This is a genomic window from Nonomuraea sp. NPDC048881, from assembly GCF_040649795.1.
Lineage (GTDB): Bacteria > Actinomycetota > Actinomycetes > Streptosporangiales > Streptosporangiaceae > Nonomuraea.
The window spans coordinates 89,547-105,228 of record NZ_JBEZGC010000026.1 but is presented as its reverse complement, the minus strand read 5'-3'; the positions used below and the strand labels follow the sequence as shown (position 1 = coordinate 105,228).

Sequence of the window (15,682 nt, the reverse complement as noted above, 5' to 3'; positions counted from 1 at the left end):
TTCCTCGGCCAGGAGAGCGGCGCGGGGCTGCTGCACCGGCTGGGTGGGGGCCCGGCCAGCGAGTTCACCCTGCTCTGCGTGCCGTACGGCGGCGGGTCGGCGGCGGTCTACCAGCCGCTGGCCCAGGCGCTGGGCGACCGGGTCGAGGTGCTCTCGGTCGAGCTGCCCGGCCACGACCCCGCCAGACCCGACGAGCTGCCGCTGCCCCTGGCGGAGCTGGTGGACGTGCTGGCCGCCGAAGTGGCGGCGACCGCGTCCGGCCCGGTCGCGATCTACGGCCACTGCGTGGGCTCCGCGCCCGCCGTCGCGCTCGCGCGCAAGCTGGAGGCCGACGGCGTGCCCGTGCTGGGCGTGATCGCCGCCGCCAGCTTCCCGGCCGCGCGGCTGCCCGGCATGGTCAGGCGACTGTTCGGCGGCGACCGCTGGGTGTCCGACCGGATGTTCCGCGACGCGCTGCGCGCCTCCGGCGGGCTGCTCGACGACATGGACGAGGCCGCCAAACGCACCGCCGTACGGGCCATGCGGCACGACGCCGACCAGGCGCAGGAGTGGTTCGGCCAGGAGCTGGCCGGCGAGGGCACGCCGCTGCGCGCCCCGATCCTGAGCCTGGTCGGGGAACGCGACCGCGCCACCGAGCTGCACGAGGAGCGCTACACCGAGTGGGCGGCGTTCGCGCCGCGGGTGGAGCGGGCCGTGCTGCCCAGGGCCGGCCACTACTTCCTGCGTCACCAGGCCGAGCCGCTGGCCGCCGTCGTGCTGGCGCACCTGACCCGCTGGGCGGCCGGAACGCTGCCCGATCCGGTGCGCCCGCCCGAACGCACCAGACTGGGGTCCTTCTACACCGTCGCGGGCGGTCAGATCGTCTCGGCGCTGGGCACGGCGCTGAGCTCGTTCGCGCTCGGCGTGTGGGCCTACCAGCGCAGCGGCGAGATCCTGGACCTCGCGCTGATCACGATGCTGGCGCAGATCCCGGCCGTGCTGCTCACCCCGCTGGGCGGCGCGCTGGCCGACCGGGTGGACCGGCGCAAGATCATGCTCGCCTGCGACGCGCTGTCCGGGATCGCCATGGTGGCGCTGGTGCTGCTGCTGACCACCGATCGGCTGGAGTTCTGGAACGTCTGCCTCATCGTGGGCGTGACCTCGGTCGTGTCGGCGTTCCAGCAGCCCGCCTGGCTGGCGGCGATCGCGCAGCTGGTGCCCAAACCGTACCTGCCGCAGGCCAACGCGCTGGCCAACGTGGGCTTCGGCGCGGGCAACGTGGTCGCGCCGCTCGCGGGCGGCGCGCTGATCGGCCTGTTCGGGCTGTCGGCGGTGGTGGCCGTGGACGTGGCCACGTTCGCGGTCGGCGTGCTGACGCTGCTGCTGGTGCGCTTCCCCGACCGGCTGTTCCACCGGCGCGAGGAGACGTTCACGGCGGCGCTCACCGGCGGGTGGCGGTTCCTGCGCCGGCGGCGGCCGCTGATGGTGATGGCGCTCTACTTCGCGGTGGTGAACTTCTGCACCGCGCTGATGTGGGTGCTGGTCACCCCGGTCGTGCTGGCCATCGGCGACTCGGCCGACCTCGGCGCGGTGACCGCCGTCGGCGGCGTCGGCGCGGCCGTGGGCACCGGCGTGGTGCTGGTGTGGGGCGGCACCCGGCGGCGGGCGACCGGCATGATCGGTTTCGTCGTCGGCTCCGGGATCGGCGTGGTGCTGATGGGCGTGTGGCCGGTCGTGTGGCTGGTCGCGGCCGGGTTGTTCGTCCGGCTGGCGTGCATGAGCATCGGCAACGCGCACTGGCTGTCGATCATCCAGGTCAAGGTGGGGCCGGAGCTGCAGGGGCGGGTGCTCGCGGTGAACATCATGATCGCCACGGCCATGCAGCCGATCGGCTTCCTCTCCGCCGGCCCGCTGGCGGACTGGGCCGGACGGTTCGCCACCGGCCCCGGCGGGGGCGCCGGGGTGGTGCTGCTGGCCAGCGGCGTGTTCCTGGTGCTGTGGGGGCTGCTGGGGCTCCGGCACCGGCCGCTGCACCACCTGGAGGACCTCGTCCCGGACGCCGCCCCGCCCTCGGAGGCCGCGGCCGACCTGGACGCCATCCAGGAGAGGGTGCTGAGCGCATGAACGGCGGTGCTGAGCCCATGGAAATGGAGGGGACGGCGGGCGCGCGGCTGGTCACCGCGGCCGACGTCCGGGCGGCCGGTGACCGCATCGCGCCGTACGTCCGGCGCACGCCGCTGCTGCGGCTGCCCGGCGAACGGCTCTGGGTCAAGCCGGAGAACCGGCAGCCCACCCGCTCCTTCAAGGTGCGCGGCGCGGCCAACGCCGTGGGCCGGCTGGCCGGGCGCGGCGTCCGGCACGTGGTGGCGCAGTCGTCGGGCAACCACGCCCAGGCCATCGCCTACGCCGCCGCCGAACACGGGGTGCGGGCGACCGTCGTCCTGCCGGACACGGCGCCCGAGCTGAAGGTCAGCGCCGCGCGCCGGCTCGGCGCCGAGGTGGTGATCGTCCCGCCCGCGCTGCGGGAGGAGGCGTGCCTGGCGCTGGCCGACCGGTTCGGCGCGACGGTGATCGGCTCCGACGCGTTCGACGTCATCGCCGGGCACGGCAGCGCCGGGACCGAGATCTGCCTGGACCTGCCGGACGCGGGGACCGTCCTGGTGCCCGTCTGCAACGGCGGCCTGCTGGCCGGGATCGCGGTGGCGGTCAAGGCCGCCGACCCGGCGATCCGGGTGATCGGCGTCGAGCCCGAGCTGGCCGCCGATGGGACGGCCAGCTTCCGGTCGGGCACGCGCACGGCGTGGCCGGTGGAGCTGACCTACCGCACGCGGGCCGACGGCCTGCGCGCGCCGGTGCTGGGCGCCCTGGCCTGGGAGCACATCCACCGGTACGTGGACGACATGGTGACCGTGACCGAGGACGCCATCGACGCCGCCGCCGGCCTGCTCCACCGGGAGCTGGGGGAACGCGCCGAACCCAGCGGCGCGGTGGCCACCGCCGCCTACCTCACCCACCAGGCGCACCTGCCGCCGGGGCCGGTCGTCGCGGTCCTCTCCGGCGGCAACGTCGCGATCACCCCGGAAACCAGCCAGGAGCCACTGGCACGAAGCACCTGATCCACGCCAGAGCCAACGGCTGTGGTGGCGGCGCCCGCGAGCGCCGTCACCACGCCACATCGGACGATCACTCCGCCCCGACCGCCCCGGCCCGTTGTGCCGTCACCCCGGCATCCGGCGCCCCGCAGAACTTTGCAGACTGTGCCTAACCGAGACGCTCCCGCCCCTTGTCCGTCAACGACGCCAGGTGCACCCCTACGCCGAAGGTGGTGAAGCCCGACCTGGCCGCCTTCGTGAACTCCGCGACCACCACGTCCGACGGGAAATCCTTGACCAGGACGTCATAGGCCGCGAATCCATGATCCCGGACGGCGGCGAGAACCATGTCCGTGGTCAGCTCGGGGTGTTCCACGATCTCCTCCAGCAGGTCGCCCTGCCTTCACAGTCGCACCGTTGCCGCCACCTGTCATCAGCAACGGCTCTTCGGTGCCCGGTCAGCTGTCAGGAAGCAGCCCCTCGTTCCCGCGCCGGCGGCATCGCCTGACCGGCGGCCTCCGGCGCCCACGAACGCTTGCGGAACCTCTCCGCGTACGCGCGGTAGAAGTCGGCGTACACCTCGCGCGCGCCTGCCACGCGAGCGAGCTCGCCGTCGATCATCTCGATGGCCGCGCGAACCGGCCGTTCAACTCGCGGACCATCGGCACCAGGACGCACCGGTCGTAGTCGAGCAGCAGCCCGGTCGTCTCGATCTCGGCGGAGAACCGTTCCCAGTCCACGGCGCGCTGCACTTCCCTCGTAAGACTGAACACGGTCACCTGTCCATGTCAGTAGCGATGGCCGCACCAGTCCACGGAACACGCCCCCGGGTACCGCGGTACGGCACGCCTGCGATGCGATCGATCTGCGTCCCATCCACAGGTACAGATGCGGCATGTACTACGATCAGCGGCACATGCAGCACGGCCGAGCGTGAAGGTGTCCTGGTGATGGCGCGACGTCCCGGGCTCAAGGGCCAAGACCCGGCCCACGTCGTGCTCGGCGTCGCTCTTTTCGTCACGATCATGTTCCTCGTAGACGCAGTGACCGAGTACGTCATCGACGGCCTTCTGACGGCGGCGTACATAGCCGCGCGTGCCGTTGTGCTCGTCACCGTATGGCTCGTGGCCTCGCTGCTCACCACCTGGCTCCATCGATCGCGCAGATGACCTTCAGGGGTTTCCACGCGTCTTCACCACCGGGCAGCCCCGGGCACGCTTCGTACCCGGGAACGGTGAGTCTGCGCGGACGGCCGCCGGCAGAGATTGCGAGGCCGAGGACGGCCATGGATGATGATCAGGTGATGTCGGTATTCGTGTGGGTTCTTCTCACGCTAGCCACTGTGAACGCTCTCGCAGGCGCCTACACCGTGATCGTCGGTCACCCGCCGACCTGGATGGCCCGGCGGAACAAGCCCCGCTCGGGCCACCTCTCAGGCTGGTCCGCTCTCCTGATGTCCCTGTTCATCGCACTGCTCGTGATCAACCTGTCGGGCGGTCTTCCGAGTTACGCGCTCCTGCTGGTGACGGTGGGGCAGATCATCTGCAGCTTCGGGGCTGCGGCGCTGTCAATGATCGACCACAGCCGGGGACGCGCCTGACAGCTGGCGCTGGTACGCAGTGCGGTGCTGCACCGTGGCGGAGACCCGGCAGGACGCCTCGACGTGCACGCCGGAGAGCGGCGGACAGCGGAGCGCGGGGCGAAAGCAGCCGACCCGGGCCGGCCCCTCGCCACCGCTGTGAGATTCGACCCGCTATGAACGCGACCCGCGTAAGCGGGCGTGCAGGTTGTCGATGCGCCGGTACAGCACTTGGTGGTCGGGCGGCTGAGTGCTCTCCCACAACCGCACCTTCCTGTCGGCGCCCGCGGTGGCGAGCAGATGCCCGTGCGGGTGGAAGGCGATGGCCCGGACGGGACCGGTGTGGCCGTCGAGAGGCCGCCCCACCTGTTTTCCGGAATCGAGCTGCCACAACCGGACCAGCCCGTCATCGCCGGCGCTGGCCACCAGGTCCGCGCCCGGATGGAAGGCCACCGACCGGACCGGGCCGATGTGGCCGACGAAGGGGTCGGCCGTGGCGCGTCCCGATGCGGGATCCCACAACCGCACCGTTTCGTCGTCGCCGCCGCTGGCCAGGACGTGCCCGTCCGGGTGGAAGGCCACCGTCACGACCGCGCCGCTGTGACCTGCCAACGGCTCACTGACCGGCTGCCCGGACGTCGTGTTCCACAACCGGACCATGCCGTCGTCCCCGCCGTTGGCCAGCAGGTGTCCGTCGAGGTCGAAGGCGAGGGCCCAGCCGGCGCCGTCATGGTCGATGAGCGGCCCCCGCAACGGCCTTCCCGTGGTGATGTCCCACAACCTCACGGTGCCGTCGATGCCGCCGCTGGCCAGGACGTGCCCGTTCGGGTGGAAGGCCACCGACCAGACAGTGCCGGCATGGCCGTGCAACGGTTCACCCACCGGTCGCAACCCGTCGGTCGTCCACAGGCGTACCGTCTTGTCGCTGCCACCACTGGCCACGAGATCCCCATCGGGATGGAAGGCCACCGCCACGACGGCACCCGTGTGGCCCAGCAGAGGCTCCCGCCACGGCCTGCCCGTCACCGTGTCCCACAGCCGCACGGTCCCGTCGCCGCCGCCGCTGGCCAGGATGCGCCCGTCCGGATGGAAGGCCACCGACCAGACGGCGCCGGAGTGACCTTCCGCATCCGCCCCGTCCACCGGCCGATACAGCTCATGCGGTGGATCGGAGGCCGGCCCTTGGGCGTCCTCCGTCCGGGCTGTGGGCCCGGTCTCGGGATCCAGCGGGCGACCGCGCTGCGAACGCAGGTCGTGGGCGGCGATCCACAGGGCCTTGAACTCCGTGACGTCGCCCTGCAACGCCTCCACCACGAGCTCCAGGTTGCCCCATCGAGGCAGGCTGACGCAGCGGATCACCCCGTGCGCGGTGGAGTGGCTCATCGCGCCCGTCTGCCTGGCCAGAGCCCGGCTGCTGGGCTCGCCCGCGTGGAGATGCAGGTCCCGCAGGCGTTCGCGCAGAACGGCCAGGGGATCCTCCGGCAGGGGGGCATGCGGAGACATGGTGATGTCAGGATTCCAGAATCCCGAAGAACCAAACCCACCCGTGACGGATCCGTGCACATCGCCATCCGGGCCGGGAACCGTCAGTTTCTGTCAGCCGATGTACGGGTTCATCGGATCGCGTAAGACCTTGGCACAGATCGTCAACGGCACTTCGGCGCGCCCCATCCTGATATCGCGCCCCTCGGCACCGGCCGAGGCGATGCCGAACTCTCGAAGGGAAGCTCCATGATGCTGCCCCACCTCGCCGCACTGGTCGTGACGAGCGCCGCGCTGGTGACGCTCCCCGCCATGATCTACATGTTCTCGGCCGACTCGGCCCGCCGCTCCCGGGCGCTACGTCTGCTGCGCCTGCTGCTGCGCCGTTGACGCCGGTGGCGCGGGCAGCCGGCCCGAATCGGGCTCCCGCCCGTGACGGCTCCCCCGGCGGGCCTGGGTCATCTGCCGCACAGGGCGGTGCCGAAGGCTTCGAAGATGTGCGCGTCGCTCTTCGGGGTGCCGGTCACGTAGAGGGTGACGGCGCGGCCCGAGCGGTCGCGGCCGCTGAGGACGCGGGTGCCGGGCAGGCCGCCGTCGTGCATCCAGGCCGGGCCGCAGGCGAACGGGTAGGAGTAGACGCCCAGACCGTAGTCGGCCTTCGGCGGGTCGTTGGCGGGGACGGTCCGGGCGAGCATGGTCTTGATCGTGGAGGCGGGCAGGGACTGCCAGAAGCGGTTCAGGTCGTCGGGGGTGGAGATCAGGCCGCCCGAGGCGCCGAAGAGGTAGCCGGGCTCCAGGGTCGTGTCGACCACCTTGCCCTGGCTCTTCGGGTCGAACGGGTTCACGCCGTAGGTGTGGGCGTGCTTGCCGCGGATGTCCAGCTCGTTCTGACGCGGCCAGTAGGTGTGCCGCAGGTTCTTCAGGACGCCCTGGCGGGTGACCGTCCGGAAGTCCTTTCCGGTGACCTTCTGGATGAGCATGCCGGCCACCAGGTAGTTCGTGTTGGAGTAGGCCCACTTCTCGCCGGGTTCGCCGGTGGGCTCGGCGTCCAGGGCCAGACGCAGGAAGTCGGCGTCGGCGTCGGCGCCGAGGCGCGCCGGGTCGATCAGCGGCAGGTACTCGGGCAGGCCGCTGGTGTGCGTCAGCAGTTGCCGCACGGTGATCGGCCTGCCGTCGAGCAGACCGGGCGCGTACCGCTCCGCCTGGGCGTCCAGATCGATCTTGCCCTGGTCCGCCAGGCGCACCACGGTGGCCGCGACGACCGACTTGGTCACGCTGGCGATGCGGAAGTGCGCGTCCGCGCCGACCATCGGCCGGTCAGAGCCGCGCTCGGCGACGCCGGACGTCCACGTCCTGACCCGGCCGCCGGGCTCACGCACCGACACCAGCGCACCCGCCAGCCCGTCCTGCTGGGTCAACCGGTCAAGCTGCTGCTGCAAGGTGGGCGACGACGGCTTGGCGGCGGCCGGCGCCGGGGACGCGGCGCCCAGCAGGACGACGGCGGCTGCAGCTGCGGCAAGATACCTACGCATGTTCTCGGCAACTCCCTTGGACGAGGTGATGTGCCCATCCTGTGGCTGCCGAGCACCGGAATCGATCATGCCGCCCGGTGTCCGGATGGTGGGGACTGCCCTACCACGCCCGGCTCGGGCGGTCTGCGCCACCAGCGGTGAAGTTTGAGGTAGTTTGCCCGGTGGTGTTGTGTTCGATCAAGGAGGAAGACAGATGCCTGACAGGCTGACCCGACGCGATTTCGGCCGGACGATGGGCCTGGCCGGGCTCGAATTGGCCGGCGCCGGGCTCGTCGCCGGTCAGCCGGGCAGAGCGGACGCCGCCGCCGGGACGTGGAAGACGACCGGAACCCTGGGAGCCGGGCTGGGCAGTTTCGACAGCACCATGAAGGCTTTCATGCAGGCCCGTAACCTCTCCTGCGGATCGCTCGCCGTCACCCGCAAGGGCAAGCTCGTCCTGGCCCGCGGCTACACCTGGACGACCAGCACCACCCTGAAGACCCAGCCGACCTCGCTGTTCCGGATCGCCAGCCTGAGCAAGCCCATCACCGGCGCGGCCGTCCTCAAGCTGGTGCAGGACGGCAAGCTCAAGCTCACCGACCGGCTGCCCGACCTGCTCCCCCTGACGCCGCCGTCCGGCAAGACGGTGGATCCCCGGCTGAAGGACGTGACCGTCCTCAGGTTGCTGCAGCACCTGGGCGGCTGGGACTCGTCCATCACCGCCGACCCCATGTTCAGCGACCTGGCGGTCTCCAGGGCGCTGGGCGCGGCGCTGCCCGTCCGCCAGGCCGACATCATGCGGTACGCCAGCGGCCTCGCCCTGGACCACGACCCCGGCAGCACGTACGCCTACGCCAACTACGACTACCTGCTGCTCGGCCGGATCATCGAGAAGGTCAGCGGCATGCCGTACGGCACGTACGTGCAGCAGAAGATCCTCGGGCCGCGCGGGATCACCCGGATGAGGCTCGGGCGCACGCTCAAGGCCGATGCCGTCACCGGCGAGGTGCCGTACGTCTCGAAGTACACGGGAAAGACGGTGTTCGACGCCTCCGGCACGTCCGTCCCGGCTCCGTACGGTTCGTTCAACCTGGAGAACATGGACGCGCACGGCGGCTGGCTGGGAACGGCGGTCGATCTGGTGCGCTTCGCCGGGATCTTCGACGCCGCCGGCTCCGTGCTCACCTCGACGTCGATCTCCCGGGCCTTCGCCCAACCCGAGACCGGCGTCAACGGCGACGGCTGGTGGTACGGCTGCGGCTGGTCGGTCCGCAACGTCACCGGCGGCCGCAACACCTGGCACACCGGCAGCCTCCCCGGCACCTACACCCTGCTGGTGCGGCGGTATGACGGGCTGACCTGGGCCGCGCTCTTCAACCAGCGCGACGACGCCTCGGGCCTGAGCTACGCCGACATCGACCCGGCCCTCCACAAGGCCGCCAACGCGGTGACCACCTGGCCCACCGCAGACCTGTACGGCACCTACCTCTGACAACCCCGCCGTTCACCGGCAACCGGCGCCCGCCCGCCCAGACGGCGGTGCGGGCGTCATGGAACCAACCGGCAGGGCGCCATCGACACGGCCCCCTTGGGCTTCGGCGAGTGCCTGGGTTATGACGTTCCGCTTTTCCTGGGCGGCGAGGATCGCGTGGCCAATCTGAGCCGATTCGACATCCAGATCTACTGGCATGTCGCCGGAGAGCTCCGGCAAGGGACCTCGAACCGGGCGTCGTAGTGGGCTGCGTGCTCACCGAGGTCCATGAGCAGGTTCGGCCCGGCAGACGAGGGCCGCCTCCGCGGAACCAGTGGCAGTGGACGAGCCCGGTGTACTGACCGTTCCGCGCCGCGCCACCACCAGGCCCGGCACCTCCCGTGTCGAACAATCTGCGGGCATGGATTCCGCATGACGCCCTGTCACCACGGACGTCCTGACCATGCCGACCTACGCTGCCCGCATGGCTTTTGTTATCCCAGAGATCAAGGTCGGCCTGGCCGAACTCGGCGGCGGGCCGGACGCCTGGTGCTCGAAGTGCGGCAAGCGGGCGACCCTGTACGCCGTTGACCCGGCGACCGGAAGGCCCACGTACGTCTGCACGGCCGACGCCGGTTCCGAGGTGGAGGCAATGCTCCTGCGCTCCCCCGACTAGCCGGATCACCACCGCGATGTCACCCTCGCAAGCCTCCGCGCCGCAGGAACGAGGTGTTCCTCGACGCCGCAGAACCGCGCCCGTCCCCATGAGTGTTCGCCCCCGAGGAACGGGCGCCCCACGCCGTCCGAGCGTCGCTCTCGCCTGGTGACGGCGTCCGCCATAGACAGGACTGCAGCCCCTTCCGTCCGACCGGACGAGTTCTTGAGCCCCACAGGCCGGACGTTTACGCTCGCGCCATGCCGATGATCGCCGTATTCGCCGGATTCGCCGCCCTGCTGGTCGTGGTCGCGTTCGTCGCCAGGCGCCGGCTGGCGGTGGTGACCGTACGGGGGGAGAGCATGGTGCCGGCGTTGCGGCCCGGCGACCGGTTGCTGGTGCTGCGCGGGAAGGCGGGCCGGCGCGGGCAGATCGTGGTGCTCGAACCGATCGGGCCGGGAATGCGGTGGCGGGACGGGCCGCTGCCCGAGGTCGCGGCCGCCGACTGGGTGGTCAAGCGGGTCGCGGCGCTGCCGGGCGAACCGGTGCCGCCGCAGTGCCCCGGACTGCCCGCCACGGTCCCGCCCGGAAAGCTCGTGGTGCTGGGGGACGGGGAGGTCAGCGCGGACTCGCGGTTGTGGGGGCTCGTCCCGGCCGATCGGGTTCTGGGGGTCGTCCTACGCACCCTTGTTAGTACGTCTTAACAGCCCCATACTCCATTATGTCCGGACATTTCCTGACAACGGGGCTGGGATATGCGTCTGGTCTTTTCTGCCGCAGGACTGGCCGCGACCACCTTCACCATCTCCCCGCTGCACCACACCCTGTTCGCCGCCCTGTGCCTGCATCATCCCGGCTTCGCCGTACCCGGATCGCCGTGGCGGGATCTGGCGCGCAGGACGCCCGCCAGGGCCATGCCGTTCGTCCGGCGTGTCCACCACGCGCCGCACAGCGTGTCCGGCTTCCTCTGGGCCGACCTGCCGCTGCCGCCCGGCGCGGGCACGCTCAACGACGAGCTCGACGTCCAGCCCGGTCTCGGTGACGTCGCCGACGCGCTCCGCGCCTTCTACGTCAGCTGCGTGGCTCCCGAGTGGGACGCGATCCGCCACCGCCTGAACGCCCACGTGAACCGCTACTCCGAGCTGATCTGCGTGCGGGGATTCGGCCGTACGCTGCCCAGGCTCACCCCCAGGCTGAGCTGGTACGGCTGCGCCCTGCAGATCGACACCTCGGACCTGTGCCCGTCGCCGGTGGAGCTCGGCGACGGGGGCGTGGCGTTCTCGCCGCTGATGTGCGCCAGCCGCTGCTTCCTCGCGCTGTCGCCGCCCCGCGGCGACAGCAGGGCGGTCATCGCCTATCCGGCCGGCGACGAGGGCGCCCGGCGTCCCGCGTCGGTGGACGCCCTGGCCCAGGTCGTCGGGCAGGCCCGCGCCAGGGTGCTGCGCTCGATCGGCGGCGGCTCGGCGACCGGCGAGCTGGCCAGGTCGCTGGCGGTGAGCGCCTCCACGGTGTCCGAGCACGTGACGGCGTTGCGGCTGGCGGGGCTCGTGAACACCTACCGCGAGGGCCGGGCCGTGCGGCACGTGCTCACCTCGCTGGGCCACGAACTCCTCGAATACAGTGCCTGATTTGTCGCATTTCGGTGGCGGTCCGAAAGGATTGCCCCTCCCCTGGCCCGATGGTGATGATCAGGCGAATACAGCCCCTCTCACCCAGGAGGTCGGATGACTCGCACACTCAAGGCGTTGGGCGACCGGATGCTCGGCGCCCTGCTGCCCGCCAGCACCGCGGACGCCAGGGGGTGCCCCTACGAGTGCTGGTGCTACCACTGGCTCGACCACACCGCGTGGACCTGCGTGCGGCCGGACTGCACGACCTACGTGTCCTGCTACGAGTGCTGCTGACCCTCCACACCCCGCCCACGCCCCCTTCCCAGGGGGTCGTGGGCGGCACCACCCGTGAAGGAGCGCCATGCCGTACATAGAGCTGGGCTGCAGGGCCGTGCTCTGCCTGGTCTTCCTGGCCGCGCTGGCGGGCAAGGCCACCGGCTGGCGCGCCTTCGTGTCCTCCGTCCCCGGTCTGGCTCCCGGGCTGCCCGCCGCGCCGGTCGCGGTGGCCGTACTGGCCGGCGAGAGCGCCGCCGTGGCGCTGCTCGCCCTGGGCGAGCGCGCCGGGTTCGTGCTGGCCGCCGCACTGCTCGCGGCCTTCGCCGCCGCGATTCTGCTGGCCCTGCGCCGCGGCTCCACCGCCGCCTGCCGGTGCTTCGGCGTCACCGCCGCTCCGCTGAGCCGCGCCCAGATCGTGCGCAACCTGCTGCTGATCGCGGTCGCGGTCACCGGCTGGGTGACGCCGGGCGGGCGCGTCGAACCCGCCGGGGTGGCGCTGGCGCTGGTCGCCGCCGCGGTGCTCGCCGCCGTGCTGGTGCTCTTCGACGACCTCGCCGACCTTCTCCTGGAGAGGAACCTCTGATGCCGTACGTCATCGCAGCCCTGGTCATCGTGGGCGTCATGAGCGCGCTCAACCTGGTGCTGACGTTCGCGGTGATCCGCAGGGTGCGCCACACCGAGCAGCACGCCGCTCCCACGGGGCCGCCGTTGCTGCCGGTGGGCTCGACCGTCCCCGACGTGCGCGGGATCGGGCGGCCCTCGGTGATCGGCTTCTTCGACACCGAGTGCCAGGCCTGCCCCGGGCAACTGCCGCCGTTCCTCCAGCTCGTCGCCAACGCGGGCTACTCCCCCTCGCAGGTGCTCGCCGTCGTGTCCGGCCCCGGCGGGGAGAGCTACACGGACGCGCTGCGCGGCAGCGCCACCGTGATCGCCGAACCCGCCAACGGGCCGATCTGCCTGGCCTTCCCCAACTCCGCCTTCCCCGCCTTCTACCTGCTCGACGACTCCGGCCGGGTCAGGTCGCGCGCGGTCACCGTGGCCGGGCTCGGCGCTCCCGTCACCGCATGACCCACGACGTCTCGCCCGGTGTGTCACGGCTGGCCGGGCGGGCCGTGACGGTGTGGGGGCTGGCCTGGCGGGCCGCCCCGGTCGCCGCCGTCTGCTCGGTGCTCGCCGTCCTCGCCGGCGGCACGACGCCGGTGGCCGCCGCCTGGTCCACCAAGCTGATCCTGGACGGCCTGGCGGGCGGCCGGGCCGTACTGATGCCGACGATCATGCTCGGCGTGGTCGGCCTGGTCGCCGCGCTGCTGCCGCATCTCACCGAACACACCGACGGACGGCTGCGCCGCGGCCTGGGCCTGCTGACCCGCGAGCGCCTGTTCACCTCGGTCAACGCGTTCGTCGGCCTCGGCCCGTTCGAGAACCCCCGCTTCCGCGACCGGCTCAGGCTGGCCGAGCAGGCCGGGACCGGCGCGGCCAACCAGATCCTGGCCCCCAGCCTGTCGCTGGTGCGCGGGCTGGTCACGCTGGCCGGGTTCGTCGCCGCCCTCACGGCGCTGAGCCCGGTCATGACGGCGATCGTCCTGCTGTCGGCGCTGCCGTCGCTGGGCGTGCAACTGTCGCTGAGCAGGCGCAAGGTGGGTCTCGAATGGCAGATCAGCCCCGCGATGCGCCGCCAGATCTTCTACGCCGGCCTGCTCACCGAGGTCGAGCCGGCCAAGGAGGTGCGGCTGTTCGGGCTGGGCGCGTACCTGCGCGACCGTCTCCTCGGCGAGGTCCGCGCGGTCAACCGCCAGGAGGAGGCCCTGGAACGGCGCGCGCTGGCGGGACACGGGCTGCTCGCCCTGCTCGGCGCCGCCATCGGCGGCGCCGGGCTGATCTGGGCGATCGCCGGCGGCCGTCTCGGCGTGGGCGACGTGGCCGTCTTCGCCGCCGCCGTCGCCGGGGTGCAGGGCGCGCTGTCGGGCGGGGTCACCCAGGTCGCCCGGCTGCACCAGGCGCTGCTGGTCTTCGGACACTACCGCGCCGTCGTCTCCGCCGCCCCGGACCTTCCCGTACGCCGCCCGCCCCGCCCGCTGCCCGCCCTCCGCTCCGGGATCGAGCTGCGGGACGTCTGGTTCCGCTACGGCGAGGGGCGACCGTGGGTGTTGCGCGGAGTGGATCTCACCATCCCGCACGGCGCCTGCGTCGCGCTCGTGGGGCGCAACGGCGCCGGCAAGTCGACGCTGGTCAAACTGCTGTGCCGGTTCTACGACCCGTCGCGCGGCGCGGTCCGCTGGGACGGGACGGACCTCCGCGACGCCGACCCCGCCGAGCTGCGCTCCCGGCTGACCGCGGTCTTCCAGGACTACGTGGCCTACGACTTCACGGCGGCCGAGAACATCTCACTCGGCTCACTCGGCGCCTCGCCCGAGCAGGTCAGGACGGCGGCCCGGCTGGCCGGGGTGGACACGGCGCTGGACGCCCTGCCGCACGGCTACGACACGTTGCTCAGCAACCGCTTCCTCGACGCGGCCGAGACCTCCGGCGTCGTGCTGTCCGGCGGCCAGTGGCAGCGGCTCGCCCTGGCCAGAGCGTTGATCAGGGGGGAACGCGACCTGCTCGTCCTGGACGAGCCGAGCGCCGGGCTCGACGCGGAGGCCGAGCACGCCATCCACCACAGGTTGCGCGAGCATCGAGCCGGCCGCACCAGCCTGCTCATCTCCCACCGGCTGAGCGCGGTCAAGGACGCCGACCTCATCGTGGTGCTGGCAGAGGGCAGAATCGCCGAACAGGGCACCCACACCGCCCTCATGGCCGCCGGCGGCGAATACGCCCGCCTGTTCACCCTCCAGGCCAGCGGCTACACCGTCGAGCACGCCTGAAGCCGCCTCAGGCCAGATGTCGGCCCCGGCGGATCGGCGCAGGTGGCCGATCGCCTCGAAGCCCTTGCCGTGGAGCACGGCGGTCCGGCCAACATCACCATGGTCGTCGACCCCAGGGAAGAGTTGCCGGCAGGACGCCCGTCCAACCTCCGCCCCCGCTCCCAGGCCCTGGACATCGCGCCCACCGCTCGCAACGGGACACGCCTGCACCGGATTGGCCGTGAGGCGGGTTCTTACCTCTGATGCGAAAGAAATCTGTAGTCGCCACGGTAGACATTCGCGCCAAGGGGAGCTAGAGTTCCTGACATCGCAAGGAACGAATCCACGAGGGCGGCACGAGCACCACGATGGGGCTGCCCGGACGAACGTGGACAGCAGTACAGAACGAGGTAGGGCAGAAGGTCGGACTGCCGCGGCCAGTGTGGTTGAGCAAGAGGGGCCGGGGCGGTGGACGCGCTGCCGCTTACGGAAAGTCGGCGCCAGCGATCGGGGCGCCGAGGTACGGATAACCGGAAAGGAGTGTTGAACGCCATCAGGATCGCCCGTCGCCGGCCGCATGTCGCCGCACGGGTACCGCAGCTCCACGAACAGGACGGTGGTCTACGGTCACGCTTACGCGATCCCCGCACCCCCGCATCGGGCGGCTGGTGCGGCCCAAGTGAACCGCCCCTGCAGCACGCAGGCAGGGCCGGTCGATGGTGTTAAACCTCTGGGCCCCGGCGCCATCATGGCGCCGGGGCCCCTGTTCGCATTCAGGAAGGTTGAATGGATCAAACACCTCAGGCAACGGTCACCGCGTCCAAGCGGGAGCGGCCCAGCCCCACCGGCGATCACCCGGTTCAGGAGGTCGAAGCGGCCGGCAGTCCCGGGCAGCGGCTCGATGACGAGGACTATCCCGCCTACAGCATGGGTCGGGCCGCCGAGATCCTCGGCGTCACCCCGGCGTTCCTGCGCAGCCTCGGCGCCGCCAAGCTGATCGAGCCGCTACGCAGCGAGGGCGGGCACCGCCGTTTCTCCCGCTACCAGCTGCGCCTGGCCGCCCGCGCCCGCGAACTCGTCGACGCCGGCACCCAGCTGGAAGCGGCCTGCCGCATCATCATCCTGGAAGACCAGCTCGCCGAGGCGCTGCGCATCAACGAAGAACTCCGCCGGCGCCACTGACC

General features: G+C 71.6%; 19 protein-coding genes. 15 read left to right on the top strand and 4 right to left on the bottom strand.

Annotated features, from left to right (window positions below; genetic code table 11):
• Both AB0C33_RS46750 and AB0C33_RS46745 read left to right on the top strand, forming a co-directional pair.
• A partial coding sequence (locus AB0C33_RS46750; protein ID WP_358300824.1) for an MFS transporter occupies nucleotides 1-2,103 on the top strand: 2,103 nt, incomplete at its 5' end.
• Nucleotides 2,100-3,095, top strand: coding sequence for a pyridoxal-phosphate dependent enzyme (locus AB0C33_RS46745; RefSeq protein WP_358300821.1), 996 nt, complete (start codon nucleotides 2,100-2,102; stop codon nucleotides 3,093-3,095). The genes AB0C33_RS46750 and AB0C33_RS46745, both read left to right, overlap by 4 nt.
• A 145-nt stretch (nucleotides 3,096-3,240) precedes the next feature.
• Here AB0C33_RS46745 and AB0C33_RS46740 read toward each other — a convergent pair whose 3' ends face one another.
• On the bottom strand, nucleotides 3,241-3,447 hold the full coding sequence (locus AB0C33_RS46740) for a hypothetical protein (protein ID WP_352327996.1): 207 nt from the start codon (nucleotides 3,445-3,447) through the stop codon (nucleotides 3,241-3,243).
• Between the two features lie 241 nt (nucleotides 3,448-3,688).
• Nucleotides 3,689-3,844, bottom strand: coding sequence for a hypothetical protein (locus tag AB0C33_RS46735; RefSeq protein ID WP_358300818.1), 156 nt, complete (start codon nucleotides 3,842-3,844; stop codon nucleotides 3,689-3,691).
• 177 nt (nucleotides 3,845-4,021) lie between these two features.
• On the opposite strand from AB0C33_RS46735, the gene AB0C33_RS46730 reads away from it, so the two are divergent.
• Together AB0C33_RS46730 and AB0C33_RS46725 are read left to right on the top strand one after the other, a co-directional pair.
• Complete coding sequence (locus AB0C33_RS46730; RefSeq protein WP_358300815.1) at nucleotides 4,022-4,240, top strand: hypothetical protein; 219 nt, start codon at nucleotides 4,022-4,024, stop codon at nucleotides 4,238-4,240.
• 116 nt (nucleotides 4,241-4,356) lie between these two features.
• Nucleotides 4,357-4,671, top strand: a complete 315-nt coding sequence (locus tag AB0C33_RS46725; RefSeq protein ID WP_358300812.1) for a hypothetical protein — start codon at nucleotides 4,357-4,359, stop codon at nucleotides 4,669-4,671.
• Between the two features lie 153 nt (nucleotides 4,672-4,824).
• On the opposite strand, the gene AB0C33_RS46720 is transcribed toward AB0C33_RS46725, so the two are convergent.
• Nucleotides 4,825-6,153, bottom strand: coding sequence for a WD40 repeat domain-containing protein (locus AB0C33_RS46720; RefSeq protein WP_358300809.1), 1,329 nt, complete (start codon nucleotides 6,151-6,153; stop codon nucleotides 4,825-4,827).
• 228 nt (nucleotides 6,154-6,381) lie between these two features.
• Here AB0C33_RS46720 and AB0C33_RS46715 point away from each other — a divergent pair, with 228 nt between their 5' ends.
• Nucleotides 6,382-6,522: a hypothetical protein gene (locus AB0C33_RS46715; RefSeq protein WP_352356170.1), complete on the top strand. Its 141-nt coding sequence runs from the start codon at nucleotides 6,382-6,384 to the stop codon at nucleotides 6,520-6,522.
• 68 nt (nucleotides 6,523-6,590) lie between these two features.
• Here the strand turns inward: AB0C33_RS46715 and AB0C33_RS46710 are convergent, their stop codons facing one another.
• Nucleotides 6,591-7,664, bottom strand: a complete 1,074-nt coding sequence (locus AB0C33_RS46710) for a serine hydrolase domain-containing protein (protein ID WP_358300806.1) — start codon at nucleotides 7,662-7,664, stop codon at nucleotides 6,591-6,593.
• A gap of 193 nt (nucleotides 7,665-7,857) precedes the next feature.
• Here AB0C33_RS46710 and AB0C33_RS46705 point away from each other — a divergent pair, with 193 nt between their 5' ends.
• The 10 genes from AB0C33_RS46705 to AB0C33_RS46660 all read left to right on the top strand — a co-directional run bounded on the left by AB0C33_RS46705 (nucleotide 7,858) and on the right by AB0C33_RS46660 (nucleotide 15,680).
• Entirely contained in the window at nucleotides 7,858-9,135 is a 1,278-nt protein-coding gene (locus AB0C33_RS46705) for a serine hydrolase domain-containing protein (protein ID WP_358300803.1), read from the top strand.
• 96 nt (nucleotides 9,136-9,231) lie between these two features.
• Nucleotides 9,232-9,378: a T6SS immunity protein Tdi1 domain-containing protein gene (locus AB0C33_RS46700; RefSeq protein ID WP_358300800.1), complete on the top strand. Its 147-nt coding sequence runs from the start codon at nucleotides 9,232-9,234 to the stop codon at nucleotides 9,376-9,378.
• Between the two features lie 220 nt (nucleotides 9,379-9,598).
• Entirely contained in the window at nucleotides 9,599-9,790 is a 192-nt protein-coding gene (locus AB0C33_RS46695) for a hypothetical protein (RefSeq protein ID WP_352356176.1), read from the top strand.
• 239 nt (nucleotides 9,791-10,029) lie between these two features.
• Nucleotides 10,030-10,473 (top strand): S26 family signal peptidase, encoded by a 444-nt coding sequence (locus AB0C33_RS46690; RefSeq protein ID WP_358300797.1) that lies wholly within the window; start codon nucleotides 10,030-10,032, stop codon nucleotides 10,471-10,473.
• Between the two features lie 51 nt (nucleotides 10,474-10,524).
• A complete protein-coding gene (locus AB0C33_RS46685) occupies nucleotides 10,525-11,397 on the top strand; it encodes a winged helix-turn-helix domain-containing protein (protein WP_358300794.1) in 873 nt (290 codons plus the stop codon).
• Nucleotides 11,398-11,493: 96 nt separating this feature from the next.
• Nucleotides 11,494-11,673 (top strand): hypothetical protein, encoded by a 180-nt coding sequence (locus AB0C33_RS46680; protein ID WP_125645566.1) that lies wholly within the window; start codon nucleotides 11,494-11,496, stop codon nucleotides 11,671-11,673.
• A gap of 67 nt (nucleotides 11,674-11,740) precedes the next feature.
• The gene (locus AB0C33_RS46675) at nucleotides 11,741-12,238 is read left to right on the top strand and encodes a MauE/DoxX family redox-associated membrane protein (protein ID WP_358300790.1); all 498 of its coding nucleotides are present in this window, start codon (nucleotides 11,741-11,743) and stop codon (nucleotides 12,236-12,238) included.
• Nucleotides 12,238-12,723, top strand: coding sequence for a hypothetical protein (locus tag AB0C33_RS46670; protein WP_358300787.1), 486 nt, complete (start codon nucleotides 12,238-12,240; stop codon nucleotides 12,721-12,723). Before AB0C33_RS46675 ends, AB0C33_RS46670 begins: the two co-directional genes overlap by 1 nt.
• Nucleotides 12,720-14,519: an ABC transporter ATP-binding protein gene (locus AB0C33_RS46665; protein ID WP_358300784.1), complete on the top strand. Its 1,800-nt coding sequence runs from the start codon at nucleotides 12,720-12,722 to the stop codon at nucleotides 14,517-14,519. Before AB0C33_RS46670 ends, AB0C33_RS46665 begins: the two co-directional genes overlap by 4 nt.
• 765 nt (nucleotides 14,520-15,284) lie before the next feature.
• Nucleotides 15,285-15,680, top strand: coding sequence for a MerR family transcriptional regulator (locus AB0C33_RS46660; protein ID WP_358300782.1), 396 nt, complete (start codon nucleotides 15,285-15,287; stop codon nucleotides 15,678-15,680).
• Nucleotides 15,681-15,682: the final 2 nt, after the last annotated feature.